Source organism: Pseudomonas sp. Pse1 (assembly GCF_024519635.1).
Taxonomy (GTDB): domain Bacteria; phylum Pseudomonadota; class Gammaproteobacteria; order Pseudomonadales; family Pseudomonadaceae; genus Aquipseudomonas.
The window spans coordinates 87,546-100,982 of record NZ_JALJRO010000014.1 but is presented as its reverse complement, the minus strand read 5'-3'; the positions used below and the strand labels follow the sequence as shown (position 1 = coordinate 100,982).

General features: G+C 60.8%; 14 protein-coding genes. 12 read left to right on the top strand and 2 right to left on the bottom strand.

Features of this window, described 5'->3' with window-relative positions; translation table 11 throughout:
• Positions 1 to 97 precede the first annotated feature (97 nt).
• The 3 genes from NR126_RS20110 to ccoM all read left to right on the top strand — a co-directional run bounded on the left by NR126_RS20110 (position 98) and on the right by ccoM (position 1,003).
• Positions 98 to 439 carry a hypothetical protein gene (locus NR126_RS20110; protein ID WP_027621158.1) on the top strand — a complete coding sequence of 114 codons (342 nt, stop codon included), beginning with the start codon at positions 98 to 100 and terminating at the stop codon, positions 437 to 439.
• Positions 440 to 588: 149 nt separating this feature from the next.
• Positions 589 to 750: a hypothetical protein gene (locus tag NR126_RS20105; RefSeq protein WP_008074569.1), complete on the top strand. Its 162-nt coding sequence runs from the start codon at positions 589 to 591 to the stop codon at positions 748 to 750.
• 142 nt (positions 751 to 892) lie between these two features.
• Positions 893 to 1,003, top strand: coding sequence for a cytochrome c oxidase subunit CcoM (gene ccoM / locus NR126_RS28760; protein WP_027621159.1), 111 nt, complete (start codon positions 893 to 895; stop codon positions 1,001 to 1,003).
• Positions 1,004 to 1,153: 150 nt separating this feature from the next.
• Here ccoM and NR126_RS20100 read toward each other — a convergent pair whose 3' ends face one another.
• Entirely contained in the window at positions 1,154 to 2,629 is a 1,476-nt protein-coding gene (locus tag NR126_RS20100; protein WP_027621160.1) for an inorganic phosphate transporter, read from the bottom strand.
• Between the two features lie 362 nt (positions 2,630 to 2,991).
• Complete coding sequence (locus NR126_RS20095) at positions 2,992 to 3,192, bottom strand: hypothetical protein (protein ID WP_027621161.1); 201 nt, start codon at positions 3,190 to 3,192, stop codon at positions 2,992 to 2,994.
• A gap of 640 nt (positions 3,193 to 3,832) precedes the next feature.
• On the opposite strand from NR126_RS20095, the gene pcaR reads away from it, so the two are divergent.
• The 9 genes from pcaR to pcaC all read left to right on the top strand — a co-directional run bounded on the left by pcaR (position 3,833) and on the right by pcaC (position 13,434).
• The gene (pcaR, locus tag NR126_RS20090; protein ID WP_027621162.1) at positions 3,833 to 4,675 is read left to right on the top strand and encodes a pca regulon transcriptional regulator PcaR; all 843 of its coding nucleotides are present in this window, start codon (positions 3,833 to 3,835) and stop codon (positions 4,673 to 4,675) included.
• A gap of 275 nt (positions 4,676 to 4,950) precedes the next feature.
• Positions 4,951 to 6,297, top strand: coding sequence for an MFS transporter (locus NR126_RS20085; protein ID WP_027621163.1), 1,347 nt, complete (start codon positions 4,951 to 4,953; stop codon positions 6,295 to 6,297).
• Positions 6,298 to 6,466: 169 nt separating this feature from the next.
• Positions 6,467 to 7,324 (top strand): CoA transferase subunit A, encoded by an 858-nt coding sequence (locus NR126_RS20080; protein WP_027621164.1) that lies wholly within the window; start codon positions 6,467 to 6,469, stop codon positions 7,322 to 7,324.
• Positions 7,321 to 8,103, top strand: coding sequence for a CoA-transferase subunit beta (locus NR126_RS20075; protein ID WP_177327298.1), 783 nt, complete (start codon positions 7,321 to 7,323; stop codon positions 8,101 to 8,103). The genes NR126_RS20080 and NR126_RS20075 overlap by 4 nt, the downstream gene beginning before the upstream one ends.
• Complete coding sequence (gene pcaF / locus NR126_RS20070) at positions 8,100 to 9,305, top strand: 3-oxoadipyl-CoA thiolase (RefSeq protein WP_177327297.1); 1,206 nt, start codon at positions 8,100 to 8,102, stop codon at positions 9,303 to 9,305. Before NR126_RS20075 ends, pcaF begins: the two co-directional genes overlap by 4 nt.
• A gap of 216 nt (positions 9,306 to 9,521) precedes the next feature.
• Positions 9,522 to 10,817, top strand: a complete 1,296-nt coding sequence (locus tag NR126_RS20065) for an MFS family transporter (protein ID WP_027621167.1) — start codon at positions 9,522 to 9,524, stop codon at positions 10,815 to 10,817.
• Positions 10,818 to 10,865: 48 nt separating this feature from the next.
• On the top strand, positions 10,866 to 12,227 hold the full coding sequence (locus tag NR126_RS20060) for a 3-carboxy-cis,cis-muconate cycloisomerase (protein WP_256830935.1): 1,362 nt from the start codon (positions 10,866 to 10,868) through the stop codon (positions 12,225 to 12,227).
• Between the two features lie 12 nt (positions 12,228 to 12,239).
• Positions 12,240 to 13,031, top strand: a complete 792-nt coding sequence (gene pcaD, locus NR126_RS20055) for a 3-oxoadipate enol-lactonase (RefSeq protein WP_027621169.1) — start codon at positions 12,240 to 12,242, stop codon at positions 13,029 to 13,031.
• A gap of 10 nt (positions 13,032 to 13,041) precedes the next feature.
• Entirely contained in the window at positions 13,042 to 13,434 is a 393-nt protein-coding gene (pcaC, locus tag NR126_RS20050) for a 4-carboxymuconolactone decarboxylase (RefSeq protein ID WP_027621170.1), read from the top strand.
• Positions 13,435 to 13,437: the final 3 nt, after the last annotated feature.

The following is a 13,437-nucleotide window of genomic DNA, read 5'->3' as shown; positions in this document are numbered from 1 at the left end:
GAATGGGGCGTTTGAGTGTCAACTCGGTCACAAGTTTGCGACCGATGGCTCAAGTCGCTGGTCGACCCGCCGACAGCTTGCCGACAGGAGACCCATTATGCTGCCACCGATGCTGCCCTTGAGTGCCGTGCCAATCACCTCCCAGCAGGATCCGGTTCGCCCGCGCCCGGACATGCCGCCGGTGGTGCCGGTGCAGCCGAGTTCCAGTGAAAGCACGATTGACCTGCAAAAGCGCGATCCCGAAGAAGCCGCCATGGCGTTGCGTGATGAGCAGCGTCGTCGACAGGAACAGGACAAGCGCCGGCGTGAAGCCGACGGCGACCCCGAAGCGTACCTGGCAATCCCGGGTGATGAACTGAATGCCGATCACACGGTGCCGGTGGCGCCGCTCATGGATGAGCAGCCTCGCCAGGGGTTGTGGGTGGATATAGAAGTCTGAGCCTTCCACAGGATTTGTCATGCTCACGGCTGCCTCGCAGGCTGGTTATTGCCAGCCGCAGACCGCATTATTGGCAAATCCCTGGCGGGCAGGGTGACAATAGTCGCTGTGCCGCGCCCGTATTGAATCTGGAAGAAGCCAACTGCGCCATGAGCCAAGACGACAAGCTGATCGACCTCAATGCCGAGCGCGCCAAGCGCGTGCATGACCTTAATGAAAAACGCCTGAACGAAGTGCGCCAGGCATTCGAGCAGGCCATGCCCTTGGGCAAGGCGAAGAAAAAGCCGAAAAATAAACCGAAGAAGCGTTGAACCCCCGCATTTGTTGATATACGTCAGTTATTTCCCTTCCTTTACGCCCTGTCTTGGGCGCTATTGATCCCGGTCAATTTTCTCCTGCGTCCGATTGGTTAACTTAGGCCCATCGCAACGAAGCAAGCACAGGAGGCCAGTCATGTTTTTCGACAATGTGGTGATCGCCGGAGTGCTGACTGTCAGCCTCATGATTCTGTTTTTCGCTGGGTTTGGATTCTTTATCTGGAGAGACTCGCACAAGCGCAAGTAGTCACAGGTCTTTCCGGAAACACGAGCACGCAAGGCATTTTGGGCAACTTCGGTTGCCCTTTTTTTGCCTGCGATTCGAGATTGGCAATAACCGAGCATAAAAAAAGGCGCGACCTGCGATGAGGGCGCGCCTTTTTTATTCGGCGGGGAATCAGCTGCCCAGTGCCTTCGACGCCAGCCAGAACAGGCCGGCCGACAAGGCCACGGTCGCTGGCAGGGTCAGGACCCAGGCCATCAGGATGGTTTTCACTGTGCCGCCTTGCAGGCCGCTCTTGTTGGCGACCATGGTCCCGGCAACACCCGAGGACAATACGTGAGTGGTCGATACCGGCAGGCTGAATACGTTGGCCAGGCCGATCATGCTCGCGGCGGTGATCTGTGCCGACATGCCCTGGGCGTAGGTCATGCCTTGTTTGCCGATCTTCTCGCCGATGGTCAGAACCACACGCTTCCAGCCCACCATGGTGCCCAGGCCAAGTGCCAGGGCAACCGCCAGGATTACCCAGAACGGTGCGTATTCGGTGGTGGCAGTCAGGTCTTTGCGCAGCTTGTCGAGGTCGGCCTTTTCACGGGCGTCCAGGCCAGGCAGCTTGCCGACTTTCTTCGCGGTGTCATCCAGGCAGAGCAGGTAGCGACGGACTTCGATGCGGCTTTCATGGGGCAGCGAATGGTAGTCGGCAACCCCTTTGAGGGTGCTCAGCAGCGCGGCGATGGTTGGTTCAGTCTGTTGCGGGTTGCAACGGAACTTCTCCGGCAGGTCGTCCTTCACGCCTTTACCCAGCGCCAGGAACTCACCCAAGGTGGCCTCGTTGCGCTGGTAGAACTGGTTCAAATGCAAGGTTGCATCACGAGTTCGTTCGATCTGGTAGGTGGTGCTGTTCAGGTCGAGTACGAACTGCGCCGGCACGATACCGATCAGCACCAGCATGATCAGGCCGATGCCCTTCTGGCCGTCGTTGGAACCGTGGACGAAGCTCACGGCCATTGCCGAGATCACCAGAACCAGGCGGTTCCAGAACGGTGGGTGCTTCTTGTCGTCGATCTTGCGGCGCTGGTCCGGGGTCTTGTGCATCTTGGACAGTGGGCGCCACCATTTCAGGCCAAGCAGCACCAGCGCGGCAACGGCGAAGCCGGCCATTGGCGAGACCACCAGCGAGGCGCCGATGTCCACCGCCTTCTGCCAGTTGACCCCGTCAACCAGTGGAATGTCGTTGATCAGGGCGTTCGCCAGGCCCACACCCAGGATCGAGCCGATCAGGGTATGGGAGCTGGAAGCCGGGATACCGAAGTACCAGGTCCCCAGGTTCCAGGTAATGGCCGCAGCCAGGAGCGAGAACACCATGGCCAGGCCGTGGCCGGTGTTTACGTTGATCAACAGTTCTACCGGCAGCAAGTGCACGATGGCATACGCCACGCCCACGCCGCCCAGCAACACGCCAAGGAAGTTGAATACACCGGAAAAGAACACCGCCAGGTGGGGCGGCATGGCTTTGGTGTAAATAACGGTGGCAACCGCGTTAGCGGTGTCATGAAAGCCGTTGATGAACTCGAAGGCGAGGACAAAGGCCAGGGCGAGCAAGAGGCTCACAAGCACCCAAGCATCCAGTCCGCTGAATAAATCGATCATGAAGGTTTTCTGACCCGGTCATAAGGGGGCGCGATTATGCCAGAAAAGATGGTTAATCGATGCACTCGGTTGTCGCCGATGTGGCGATTTGACCATTTAGTTTGTAACAAGACCCTAAGCCCGAGCGTTTGCGTAGGTGTTTCAACTGATTGATTTTACTGGTATTTATCTTGTGTCGAGGAAATGCAGCGGCCTCGCAGACCTGCGATCAAAGCTGTATGAAATTTCTGAAATGAGCGCTGGAAAAGCCCTATTAGCCCATTACCGTCAGCCACGGCAAAGCTCGCCCGCACCCCGGGTATTGGCATGAGGTCACGCGTAACATTGCGTGTTCCAGGCAGCAGCAAACCCAGGTCGCGACGCTAGGGGGCGTCGGCCTTGAGTTCTTTTTCCATCTTCTGCAGTTCCTGGCTGAACGCCTGATCCTGAACCGTGGCGCGTTTTCGCCATGGCTTGCGCTCAGGTTCCGGCTGTGCGGCATAAGTGGTGACTTCGCCGCCGTAGACTTCCTTGTAACGTTGTTCCTGGCGCTCAAGTTCGGCGCGCAGTTCGTCTTTCGTCACGGTATTACCTAATTGAAATTGAATTGAACTCTGGTGAAACGCATAACTCGGGCTCTGTCGTATGCATGCACGCTCATGGCTGTCTTCCGAAGAAGCCGTGGTTTCATGAGAACGTCATGCTGACAGCATCCTGGTTACAGGCGGCCACAGCACCAGAGAAGAATCACCGATGTAGCATCAGTCTTCTTGTTTCCTGCAAGTGCTTGGGGCGGGCATTGGGGATGCGCGTCAAGCGCTTGCGGGTGAGTAACGGGTAGCGAAGTACCGCTTCACCGCAGAGTGATCACTTACCTGCAGTATAGGAAAGTGGAGGTATCACTGTAGGTATTATAGCGTCCAATCTGGTATTGACTATCACCCCCGTAAAGCAAAAATGTCCGAGGCTGTTAAAAATGGTGGTGCTTCGTAACGTTTCAAGTGCATGTACTTATCTGGCAGCAATAGAAGTTTGACGTCATTGTGCAGTCGCGTTTTTTGCACGGTTGTACTCGCTGGGGTTGGATTATAAAACAAGTGAGATCTGACGGATTGCGATTATCGGTTAATCGTTCGATAATCGCCCAAAGTCACTGTCCACGACTTGTGCACAAGATCGCGGGCAGCTTGTAATAGCCGATGAACTTCGGGGGACCCACCTGTAATGAACGATCAAATGCGTAACTCCTTTACCTCGGCAGCCCCCCCAATCGTTGCTTCGCCGGCCAAGCGGATCCAGGCGCTGACCGGTGATCCTGACTTCATGACCTCTCTGGCCCGCGGCCTGGCAGTGGTGCAAGCGTTTCAGGAGCGTAAGCGTCACCTGACCATCGCCCAGATCAGCCATCGCACGGAGATTCCGCGCGCGGCAGTGCGCCGCTGCCTGCATACGCTGATCAAATTGGGCTATGCCACCACCGACGGGCGCACCTATTCGCTGCTGCCCAAAGTGCTGACCCTCGGTCACGCCTACTTGTCGTCCACGCCATTGGCGGTCTCGGCGCAGCCCTATCTGGATCGCATGAGCGAGCAACTGCACGAGGCCTGCAACATGGCCACCCTGGAAGGTAACGACATTCTGTACATCGCCCGGTCGGCGACTACCCAGCGCCTGATTTCGGTCGACCTTTCCGTAGGTGGACGCCTGCCGGCCTATTGCACGTCCATGGGCCGCATCCTCCTGGCGGCGCTGGACGATGCTTCGTTGCGCGAGTACCTCGACAGCGCCGATCTGCAGGCCAAGACCAGCCGCACCCTGCATACGCCAGAAGCCTTACTTGAATGCCTGCAGGAAGTTCGCCAGCAGGGCTGGTGCGTCGTTGATCAGGAGCTTGAGCAGGGCCTGCGCTCTATTGCCGTTCCGGTGTACGACGCGTCGGGCCAGGTGCTTGCTGCACTGAACATCAGCACCCACGCCGGGCGCGTCAGTCGCAATGAACTGGAGCAGCGGTTTCTGCCGGGGTTGCTGAGTGCCAGCCGTGAGCTCAGCGCCCAGTTGTTCGCTTAACGTGTTCGATAAACGCACAGACTCGCGTTTGCTCGATTGACGCTCTTTCCCTCGCCTTATTAATGTCGCGGCAGCGTTTTCCGGTGTGTACGGCCCTCGCGGCCAGCACCGGTGGAGCACCCGATAATAATGAAGAGGCATCCCATCATGCGCCCGTCCCTGGCCTGTCGTTGTATCGCGCCCCGGAGCGCCTGACTCCGCAAATACCCCTTTGTTGAATGGCCTGGCCTGTGCCGGCCGGCGTTCGCCTGCGTTTTCAGTGTGGAATAAAAATAATGAATCAGCCTCAATCCTCTGTGGGTAACTGCCTTGACGTGCAGTCCTTCATCAATGCTCAGCCGATCTCGCGCTACCAGTGGCGCGTGGTCATCCTGTGTTTTCTGATTGTCTTCCTCGATGGCCTGGACACGGCGGCGATGGGTTTTATTGCCCCCGCTCTGTCTCAGGATTGGGGGATCGACCGTGCCAGCCTGGGGCCGGTGATGAGCGCCGCGCTGATTGGCATGGTCTTCGGCGCCCTGGGTTCCGGGCCGTTGGCTGACCGTTTCGGGCGCAAGGTGGTGTTGGTGGGGGCGGTCCTGTTGTTCGGCGCCTTCAGCCTGGCATCTGCCTATAGCACCAACGTCGAGCAACTGTTGGTGTTGCGCTTCCTCACCGGCCTTGGCCTGGGCGCCGGCATGCCCAACGCAACCACCTTGTTGTCGGAATACACCCCGGAGCGCAAGAAGTCGCTGCTGGTGACCAGCATGTTCTGTGGCTTCAACCTGGGCATGGCTGGCGGCGGATTTATCTCGGCCAAATTGATCCCGGCGTTCGGCTGGCACAGCCTGTTGCTGATCGGCGGCATCCTGCCGTTATTGCTGGTAGTGGTATTGGTGTTCTGGTTGCCGGAGTCGGCGCGTTACCTGGTGGTGCGCAATCGCGGCACCGACAGGGTGCGCAAGGCACTGACGCCGATTGACCCGGTGACCGTGAGCCAGGCGGCGAGCTTCAGTGTGCCCGAGCAAAAGAGCGTCAAGGCGCGCAACGTGTTCGCGGTGATTTTCTCCGGCACCTACAGCACCGGCACGCTGTTGCTGTGGCTGACGTACTTCATGGGGCTGGTGATTGTTTACCTGCTGACCAGTTGGCTGCCGACCCTGATGCGCGACAGTGGCGCGAGCATGGAGCAGGCTGCGTTCATTGGCGCGCTGTTTCAACTGGGCGGAGTGCTCAGCGCGGTCGCGGTGGGTTGGGCAATGGACCGGTACAACCCGCACAAGGTCATCGGCACCTTCTATCTATTGGCCGGGGTATTTGCCTACGCGGTAGGGCAGAGCCTGGGCAACATCACCTTGCTGGCGACCCTGGTGCTGGTCGCAGGGATGTGTGTGAACGGCGCGCAATCGGCCATGCCTTCGCTGGCGGCACGTTTTTACCCTACCCAGGGACGCGCAACGGGTGTTTCCTGGATGCTCGGAATCGGCCGCTTTGGCGCAATCCTCGGTGCCTGGATGGGGGCGACTCTGCTTGGCCTGGGCTGGAACTTCGAGCAGGTGCTGACGGCGCTGGTCATTCCTGCTGCGCTGGCCACCACGGCGGTGATTATCAAGGGGCTGGTCAGTCACGCAGACGCGACCTGAGTGCTTCGAACGGATCGTTAGGCTAACAACAATCTGTTCGATAAACGAACACTTAGTCGATTATCGGATTGTTTGACGATTTGGCGCGGCTTAATCTTCAGGCAATCCGGCGGCGCTGATCGCGCCATGTCCTCCACATCGGTTTACTAAGAATCGGGAGTCCAACCCCATGGCAGAAATCCTTTCGCTGCAAGCTGCAGTGAAGCAATTCGTGAATGACGGCGACACTATCGCCCTCGAAGGCTTCACTCATTTGATTCCGACCGCTGCGGGTCATGAAATCATCCGTCAGGGCAAAAAAGACCTGACTCTGGTGCGCATGACTCCCGACTTAGTCTACGACCAGTTGATCGGTGCCGGTTGCGCGCGCAAATTGATTTTCTCCTGGGGCGGCAACCCGGGCGTGGGCTCGCTGCATCGCCTGCGCGATGCGGTCGAGAAGCAGTGGCCGCATGCTTTGGAAATCGAAGAGCATAGCCACGCCGACCTGGCCAACGCCTACGTTGCCGGCGCCTCTGGCCTGCCGTTCGCGGTGCTGCGTGCTTACGCCGGTTCTGATCTGCCCAAGGTCAACCCGCTGATCAAGAGCGTGACCTGCCCGTTCACCGGTGAAGTGCTGGCGGCGGTGCCGTCGGTGCGTCCGGACGTGACCGTGATCCACGCGCAGAAGGCCGACCGCAAGGGCAACGTGCTGCTCTGGGGCATCCTTGGTGTGCAAAAGGAAGCGGCTTTGGCGGCCAAGCGTTGCATCGTCACGGTGGAAGAGATTGTCGACGACCTGAACGCACCGATGAACGCCTGCGTACTGCCAACCTGGGCCCTGACTGCGGTGTGCCATGTGCCTGGCGGCGCGCACCCGTCCTACGCCCACGGCTACACCGAGCGTGACAACCGTTTCTACCAGGCGTGGGACCCGATTGCCCGCGACCGTGAGACCTTCACCGCGTGGATCAACGAATACATCCACGGCACTGCCGATTTCAGTGAATTCCAGGCCAAGCTGGCTCGTGCTTCGGAGGCCAAATAATGACGTACTCCACCAATGAAATGATGACCGTTGCCGCCGCCCGCCGCCTGAAGAACGGTTCGGTGTGCTTTGTCGGCATCGGCTTGCCATCGAAAGCGGCCAACCTGGCGCGACTGACCTCTTCGCCAGACGTCGTACTGATTTACGAGTCGGGCCCGATCGGCGCCAAGCCAAGCGTCCTGCCGCTGTCCATCGGTGACGGCGAGTTGGCGGAAACCGCTGATACTGTGGTGCCGACTGGCGAGATCTTCCGCTATTGGCTGCAGGGCGGGCGCATCGACGTTGGTTTCCTCGGCGCCGCGCAGGTTGACCGTTTCGGCAACATCAACACCACAGTGGTCGGTGACTATCACCAGCCAAAAGTCCGTCTGCCAGGCGCGGGCGGGGCACCGGAGATCGCCGGTTCGGCGAAAAGCGTGCTGATCATTCTCAAGCAGTCGGCGCGCTCGTTTGTCGACAAGCTGGACTTCATTACCTCAGTCGGCCACGGCGAAGGCGGCGATTCGCGTAAACGCCTGGGGCTGCCAGGTGCCGGTCCGGTGGGGATCATCACCGACCTGTGCATCATGGAGCCGGAAGCCGGCACCCACGAGTTCGTGGTCACCGCACTGCACCCGGGCGTGACCCGCGAGCAAGTGGTTGCCGCTACGGGCTGGCCAGTGCGCTTCGCCGATCAGGTGGAGTTCACCGCCGAGCCGACCGAGGCAGAGCTGCTTGCCTTGCGCGATCTGGAAGCGCGCACCGCTGCCGCCCACGGCCAGGCACCGGGAGAAGCATGATGCGTGACGTTTATATCTGCGATGCAATTCGTACTCCGATCGGCCGCTTTGGCGGTGGCCTTTCGGCGGTGCGTGCCGACGATCTGGCGGCTGTGCCGATCAAGGCCCTGATCGAGCGCAACCCGGGCGTCGACTGGACTGCCGTGGACGAAGTGTTCCTCGGCTGCGCCAACCAGGCTGGCGAAGACAACCGTAACGTGGCACGCATGGCGCTGTTGTTGGCTGGTCTGCCGGAGAGCATTCCCGGGGTGACCCTCAACCGTCTGTGCGCTTCCGGCATGGATGCGATTGGCACGGCGTTCCGCGCCATTGCCAGCGGTGAAATGGAACTGGCGATTGCCGGCGGCGTCGAGTCGATGTCCCGTGCACCGTTCGTGATGGGTAAGGCCGACGCAGCGTTCTCGCGCAACATGAAGCTGGAAGACACCACCATTGGCTGGCGTTTCATCAACCCGTTGATGAAAGCCCAGTACGGGGTCGATGCGATGCCGCAGACCGCCGACAACGTCGCCGATGATTACGCGGTATCGCGCGCCGACCAGGACGCCTTTGCCCTGCGCAGCCAGCAACGTACTGCAGCGGCGCAAGCGGCTGGCTTCTTCGCCGAGGAAATTGTCCCGGTGCGCATCGCCCACAAAAAAGGCGAAAGCGTGGTGGAGCAGGACGAGCATCCGCGTGCCGACACCAGCCTGGAAACCCTGAGCAAACTCAAACCGGTCAACGGCCCGGACAAGACCGTCACCGCTGGCAACGCCTCGGGCGTTAACGACGGGGCTGCGGCATTGATCCTGGCCTCCGCCGAGGCGGTGAAGAAGCACGGTCTGACCGCTCGCGCGAAAGTGCTGGGCATGGCCAGCGCCGGCGTTGCTCCACGTGTCATGGGCATTGGCCCGGTGCCGGCAGTGCGCAAGCTGGTGGAACGCCTGGGTGTGTCGGTCAATGATTTCGACGTGATCGAACTCAACGAAGCCTTCGCCAGCCAGGGCCTCGCGGTGTTGCGCGAACTCGGCCTGGCGGACGACGCGCCACAGGTCAACCCTAACGGCGGCGCCATTGCCCTCGGGCACCCGCTGGGCATGAGTGGTGCACGTTTGGTGCTGACTGCCTTGCATCAACTGGAGAAAACCGGTGGCCGTAAGGGCCTGGCGACCATGTGTGTAGGTGTAGGCCAAGGCCTGGCACTGGCGATCGAAAGGGTTTAATCCACACCCTCCATCACCTGTAGGAGCGAGCCTGCTCGCGAAGAACGTCAACGATAACGCACGTTATCTGAGGCAACGCGGCGAATTCTTCGCGGGCAAGCCCGCTCCCACAGGGGGCCGCCTCCCACAGTGAGCAGCGTCGCCTACAGGTTTCTGCGGAACGGGACTGTTGCAAAGTGTGTCTAGACTCTCACTGTCCCCATCGAGTGAATAACCATGACATCAATCACCAGCCACTACACCGCTGAAGAGCGTGGCAAGAGGATCTTCGCAATTGTCGGGGCATCTTCCGGCAATCTCGTCGAATGGTTCGACTTCTATGTATACGCCTTCTGCGCGATCTACTTCGCCCCAGCCTTCTTTCCCTCCGACGATCCGACCGTGCAATTGGTCAACACCGCTGGTGTGTTTGCCGCCGGATTTCTGATGCGACCCATCGGTGGCTGGCTGTTCGGCCGGGTGGCCGACAAGCACGGGCGCAAGAATTCGATGATGATTTCGGTGCTGATGATGTGCGCCGGATCATTGCTGATTGCCTGCCTGCCGACCTACAAGGACATTGGCGTCTGGGCGCCGATCCTGCTGCTGGTGGCCCGCCTGTTCCAGGGCCTGTCGGTGGGTGGCGAGTACGGCACCACCGCGACCTACATGAGTGAAGTAGCACTCAAGGGCCAGCGCGGCTTCTTCGCCTCGTTCCAGTACGTGACGCTGATCGGCGGGCAACTGCTGGCAGTGTTGCTGGTGGTGATCCTGCAACAGTTCCTCTCCGAAGATGAACTGCGTGCCTGGGGTTGGAGGATTCCGTTTGTCGTCGGCGCGATAGCGGCGGTGATTTCGCTATTGCTGCGTCGTTCGTTGAAAGAAACCACCAGCAAGGAAATGCGTGAAGACAAAGACGCCGGCAGCATTCGTGCGCTGTTTCGTGATCACAAGGCGGCGTTCATTACCGTGCTGGGTTACACCGCCGGTGGCTCGTTGATTTTCTATACCTTCACTACTTACATGCAGAAGTACCTGGTGAACACCGCCGGGATGCACGCCAAGACGGCCAGTTACATCATGACCGGCGCGCTGTTTCTGTATATGTGCATGCAACCGTTCTTCGGCATGCTGGCCGACAAGATCGGGCGACGTAACTCGATGCTCTGGTTCGGTGCCCTCGGTACGCTGTGCACGGTGCCGATCCTGCTGAGCCTGAAATCGGTCACCAGTCCGTTCCTGGCCTTCGTGCTGATTACCCTGGCGCTGGCAATCGTGAGTTTTTACACCTCGATCAGCGGTCTGGTAAAAGCCGAGATGTTCCCGCCGCAGGTGCGCGCCCTGGGTGTCGGCCTGGCTTACGCGGTGGCCAACGCGGTATTCGGCGGTTCGGCGGAATATGTGGCGCTGAGCCTGAAATCGGTGGGGATGGAAAACTCCTTCTACTGGTACGTGACGGTGATGATGGCTGTCGCCTTCCTGTTCAGCTTGCGTTTGCCCAAGCAAGCGGCGTATCTGCATCACGACCTTTGACCCTTCGGCGCGCGCCTGCTTCGGGCGCGCGCCCTTCAAGGAAGCCTTATGCAACGTCCGAGCAACCAATTGTTCGATGCTTATTTCACCGCGCGGACCATGCGTGACGTATTCAGTGACCAGGGCCGAGTCCAGGCCATGCTCGACTTCGAGGCCGCGCTGGCGCGGGCCGAGGCGAGCATAGGGCTGGTCCCGACGACTGCGGTGGCGCCGATTGCCGCCGCCTGCCAGGCCGGACACTACGACTTTGCCGCCCTCGGCGAGGCGATTGCCACTGCCGGCAATTCCGCCATTCCGCTCGTCAAGGCGCTGGGCAAGCAGATTGCCCTGCAAGACCCGGAGGCCGAGCGCTATGTGCACCTGGGCGCTACCAGCCAGGATGCAATGGACAGTGGCCTGGTCCTGCAACTGCGCGATGCGCTCGAATTGATTGAAGCTGACCTGGCTCGCTTGGCCGACGCCTTGGCGCAGCAAGCGCAACGGCATATCGCCACACCACTGGCCGGACGCACCTGGCTGCAGCACGCGACACCGGTCACCCTGGGCATGAAAATCGCCGGCTGGCTGGGCGCGCTGACCCGCACCCGCCAGCGCTTGCAGGCACTCAAGCCGCGCTTGCTGGTCCTGCAGTTCGGCGGTGCCAGCGGCACCCTGGCGGCATTGGGCGAGCAGGCCATGCCGATCGCCGAAGCCTTGGCGCAGGAGTTGGATTTGGGGTTGCCGGATCAACCCTGGCACACCCAGCGTGATCGCCTGGTGGAGTTCGGCGCGGTGCTTGGCCTGCTGGCCGGCAGCCTGGGCAAACTGGGGCGTGATGTCAGCCTGTTGATGCAGACCGAAGCGGGGGAGGTCTTCGAACCTTCTGCGCCGGGCAAGGGCGGCTCTTCGACCATGCCGCACAAGCGCAATCCGGTTGGCGCGGCAGTGCTGATCAGCGCTGCGACTCGAGTGCCAGGCCTGGTGTCGACGCTGTTCAGTGCCATGCCCCAGGAGCACGAACGCAGCCTCGGGCTGTGGCACGCCGAGTGGGAGACCCTGCCGGAAATCTGCTGCCTGGTGTCCGGTGCCTTGCAGCAGGCGCTGGCGATTGCCCAAGGACTGGAAGTCGACGCCGAACGTATGGCACGCAATCTCGACCTGACCCAGGGCCTGGTGCTCGCCGAAGCCGTCAGCATCGTGCTGGCCCAGCGCATCGGTCGCGACCGCGCCCATCACCTGCTGGAAACCTGCTGCAAGCGCGCGGTGGCCGAACAGCGGCATCTGCGTGCAGTCCTCGGCGATGAGCCGCAGGTCACCGGCGAGTTGTCCGCGACTGAACTTGATCAACTGATGGACCCCGCGCACTACCTCGGCCAGGCCCAGACCTGGGTCGAACGCGCGCTGGCCGAACACCTGACCCTGACTGTCTGAAGGAGAATCTCTGTGGCATTCGTACAACTCGCCGACGGCGAACTGCACTACCAAATTGAGGGTCCGCAAGACGCTCCGGTGCTGGTGCTGTCCAACTCCCTGGGCACCGACCTGCACATGTGGGACGCCCAGATCCCGGCGTTCGCCGAGCATTTTCGGGTGCTGCGTTTCGATACCCGTGGCCACGGTCGCTCGCTGGTGACTCAGGGGCCCTACAGCATCGAGCAACTGGGCCGCGACGTGCTGGCCCTGCTGGATGCCCTGCACATCGAGCGCGCGCATTTTTGCGGGCTGTCCATGGGCGGCCTGATCGGCCAGTGGCTGGGCATCAATGCCGGTGAGCGCTTGCACTCGCTGGTGGTGTGCAACACCTCAGCGAAAATCGGCGAACCGGCCATCTGGGATCCACGCATCGAAATGGTCCTGCGTGATGGCGCGGCGGCCATGGTTGCCCTGCGCGACGCCTCGATTGCCCGCTGGTTCACGGCGGATTTTGCCGAGGCCCATCCGGCGACGGCGAAACAGATCACCGACATGCTTGCCGCTACCTCGCCACAGGGCTATGCCGCCAACTGCGCAGCGGTGCGCGATGCCGATTACCGTGAGCAACTGGGTGCAATCAAGGTCCCGACCCTGGTCATCGCCGGCAGCGACGACGCCGTGACGCCACCTTCCGGCAGTCACTTCATCCAGGAGCGGGTCGCGGGCGCCGAGTATGCCGAGTTCTACGCCGCGCACTTGTCCAACGTGCAGGCCGGCGATGCTTTCAGCCAGCGTGTGCTGACCTTCCTGTTGGCCCACTGAGGAGCGACCCGTGGACGAGAAACAACGTTATGACGAAGGCATGCAGGTGCGTCGCGCGGTGCTCGGCGACGCTCATGTCGACCGCAGCCTGGACAGCCTGACCGAGTTCAACTCGGAGTTTCAGGAGATGATCACCCGTCACGCCTGGGGCGATATCTGGACCCGCCCAGGCTTGCCGCGGCATACCCGCAGCCTGATCACCATCGCCATGCTGATCGGCATGAACCGCAACGAAGAGTTGAAGCTGCACCTGCGGGCGGCGGCCAACAATGGCGTGACCCGGGCCGAGATCAAGGAAGTGCTGATGCAGAGCGCGATCTATTGCGGCATTCCGGCGGCCAATGCGACCTTCCACCTGGCCGCGTCGGTGTGGGATGAGTTAGGCGTCGAGTCCCGCGAGTAGCAC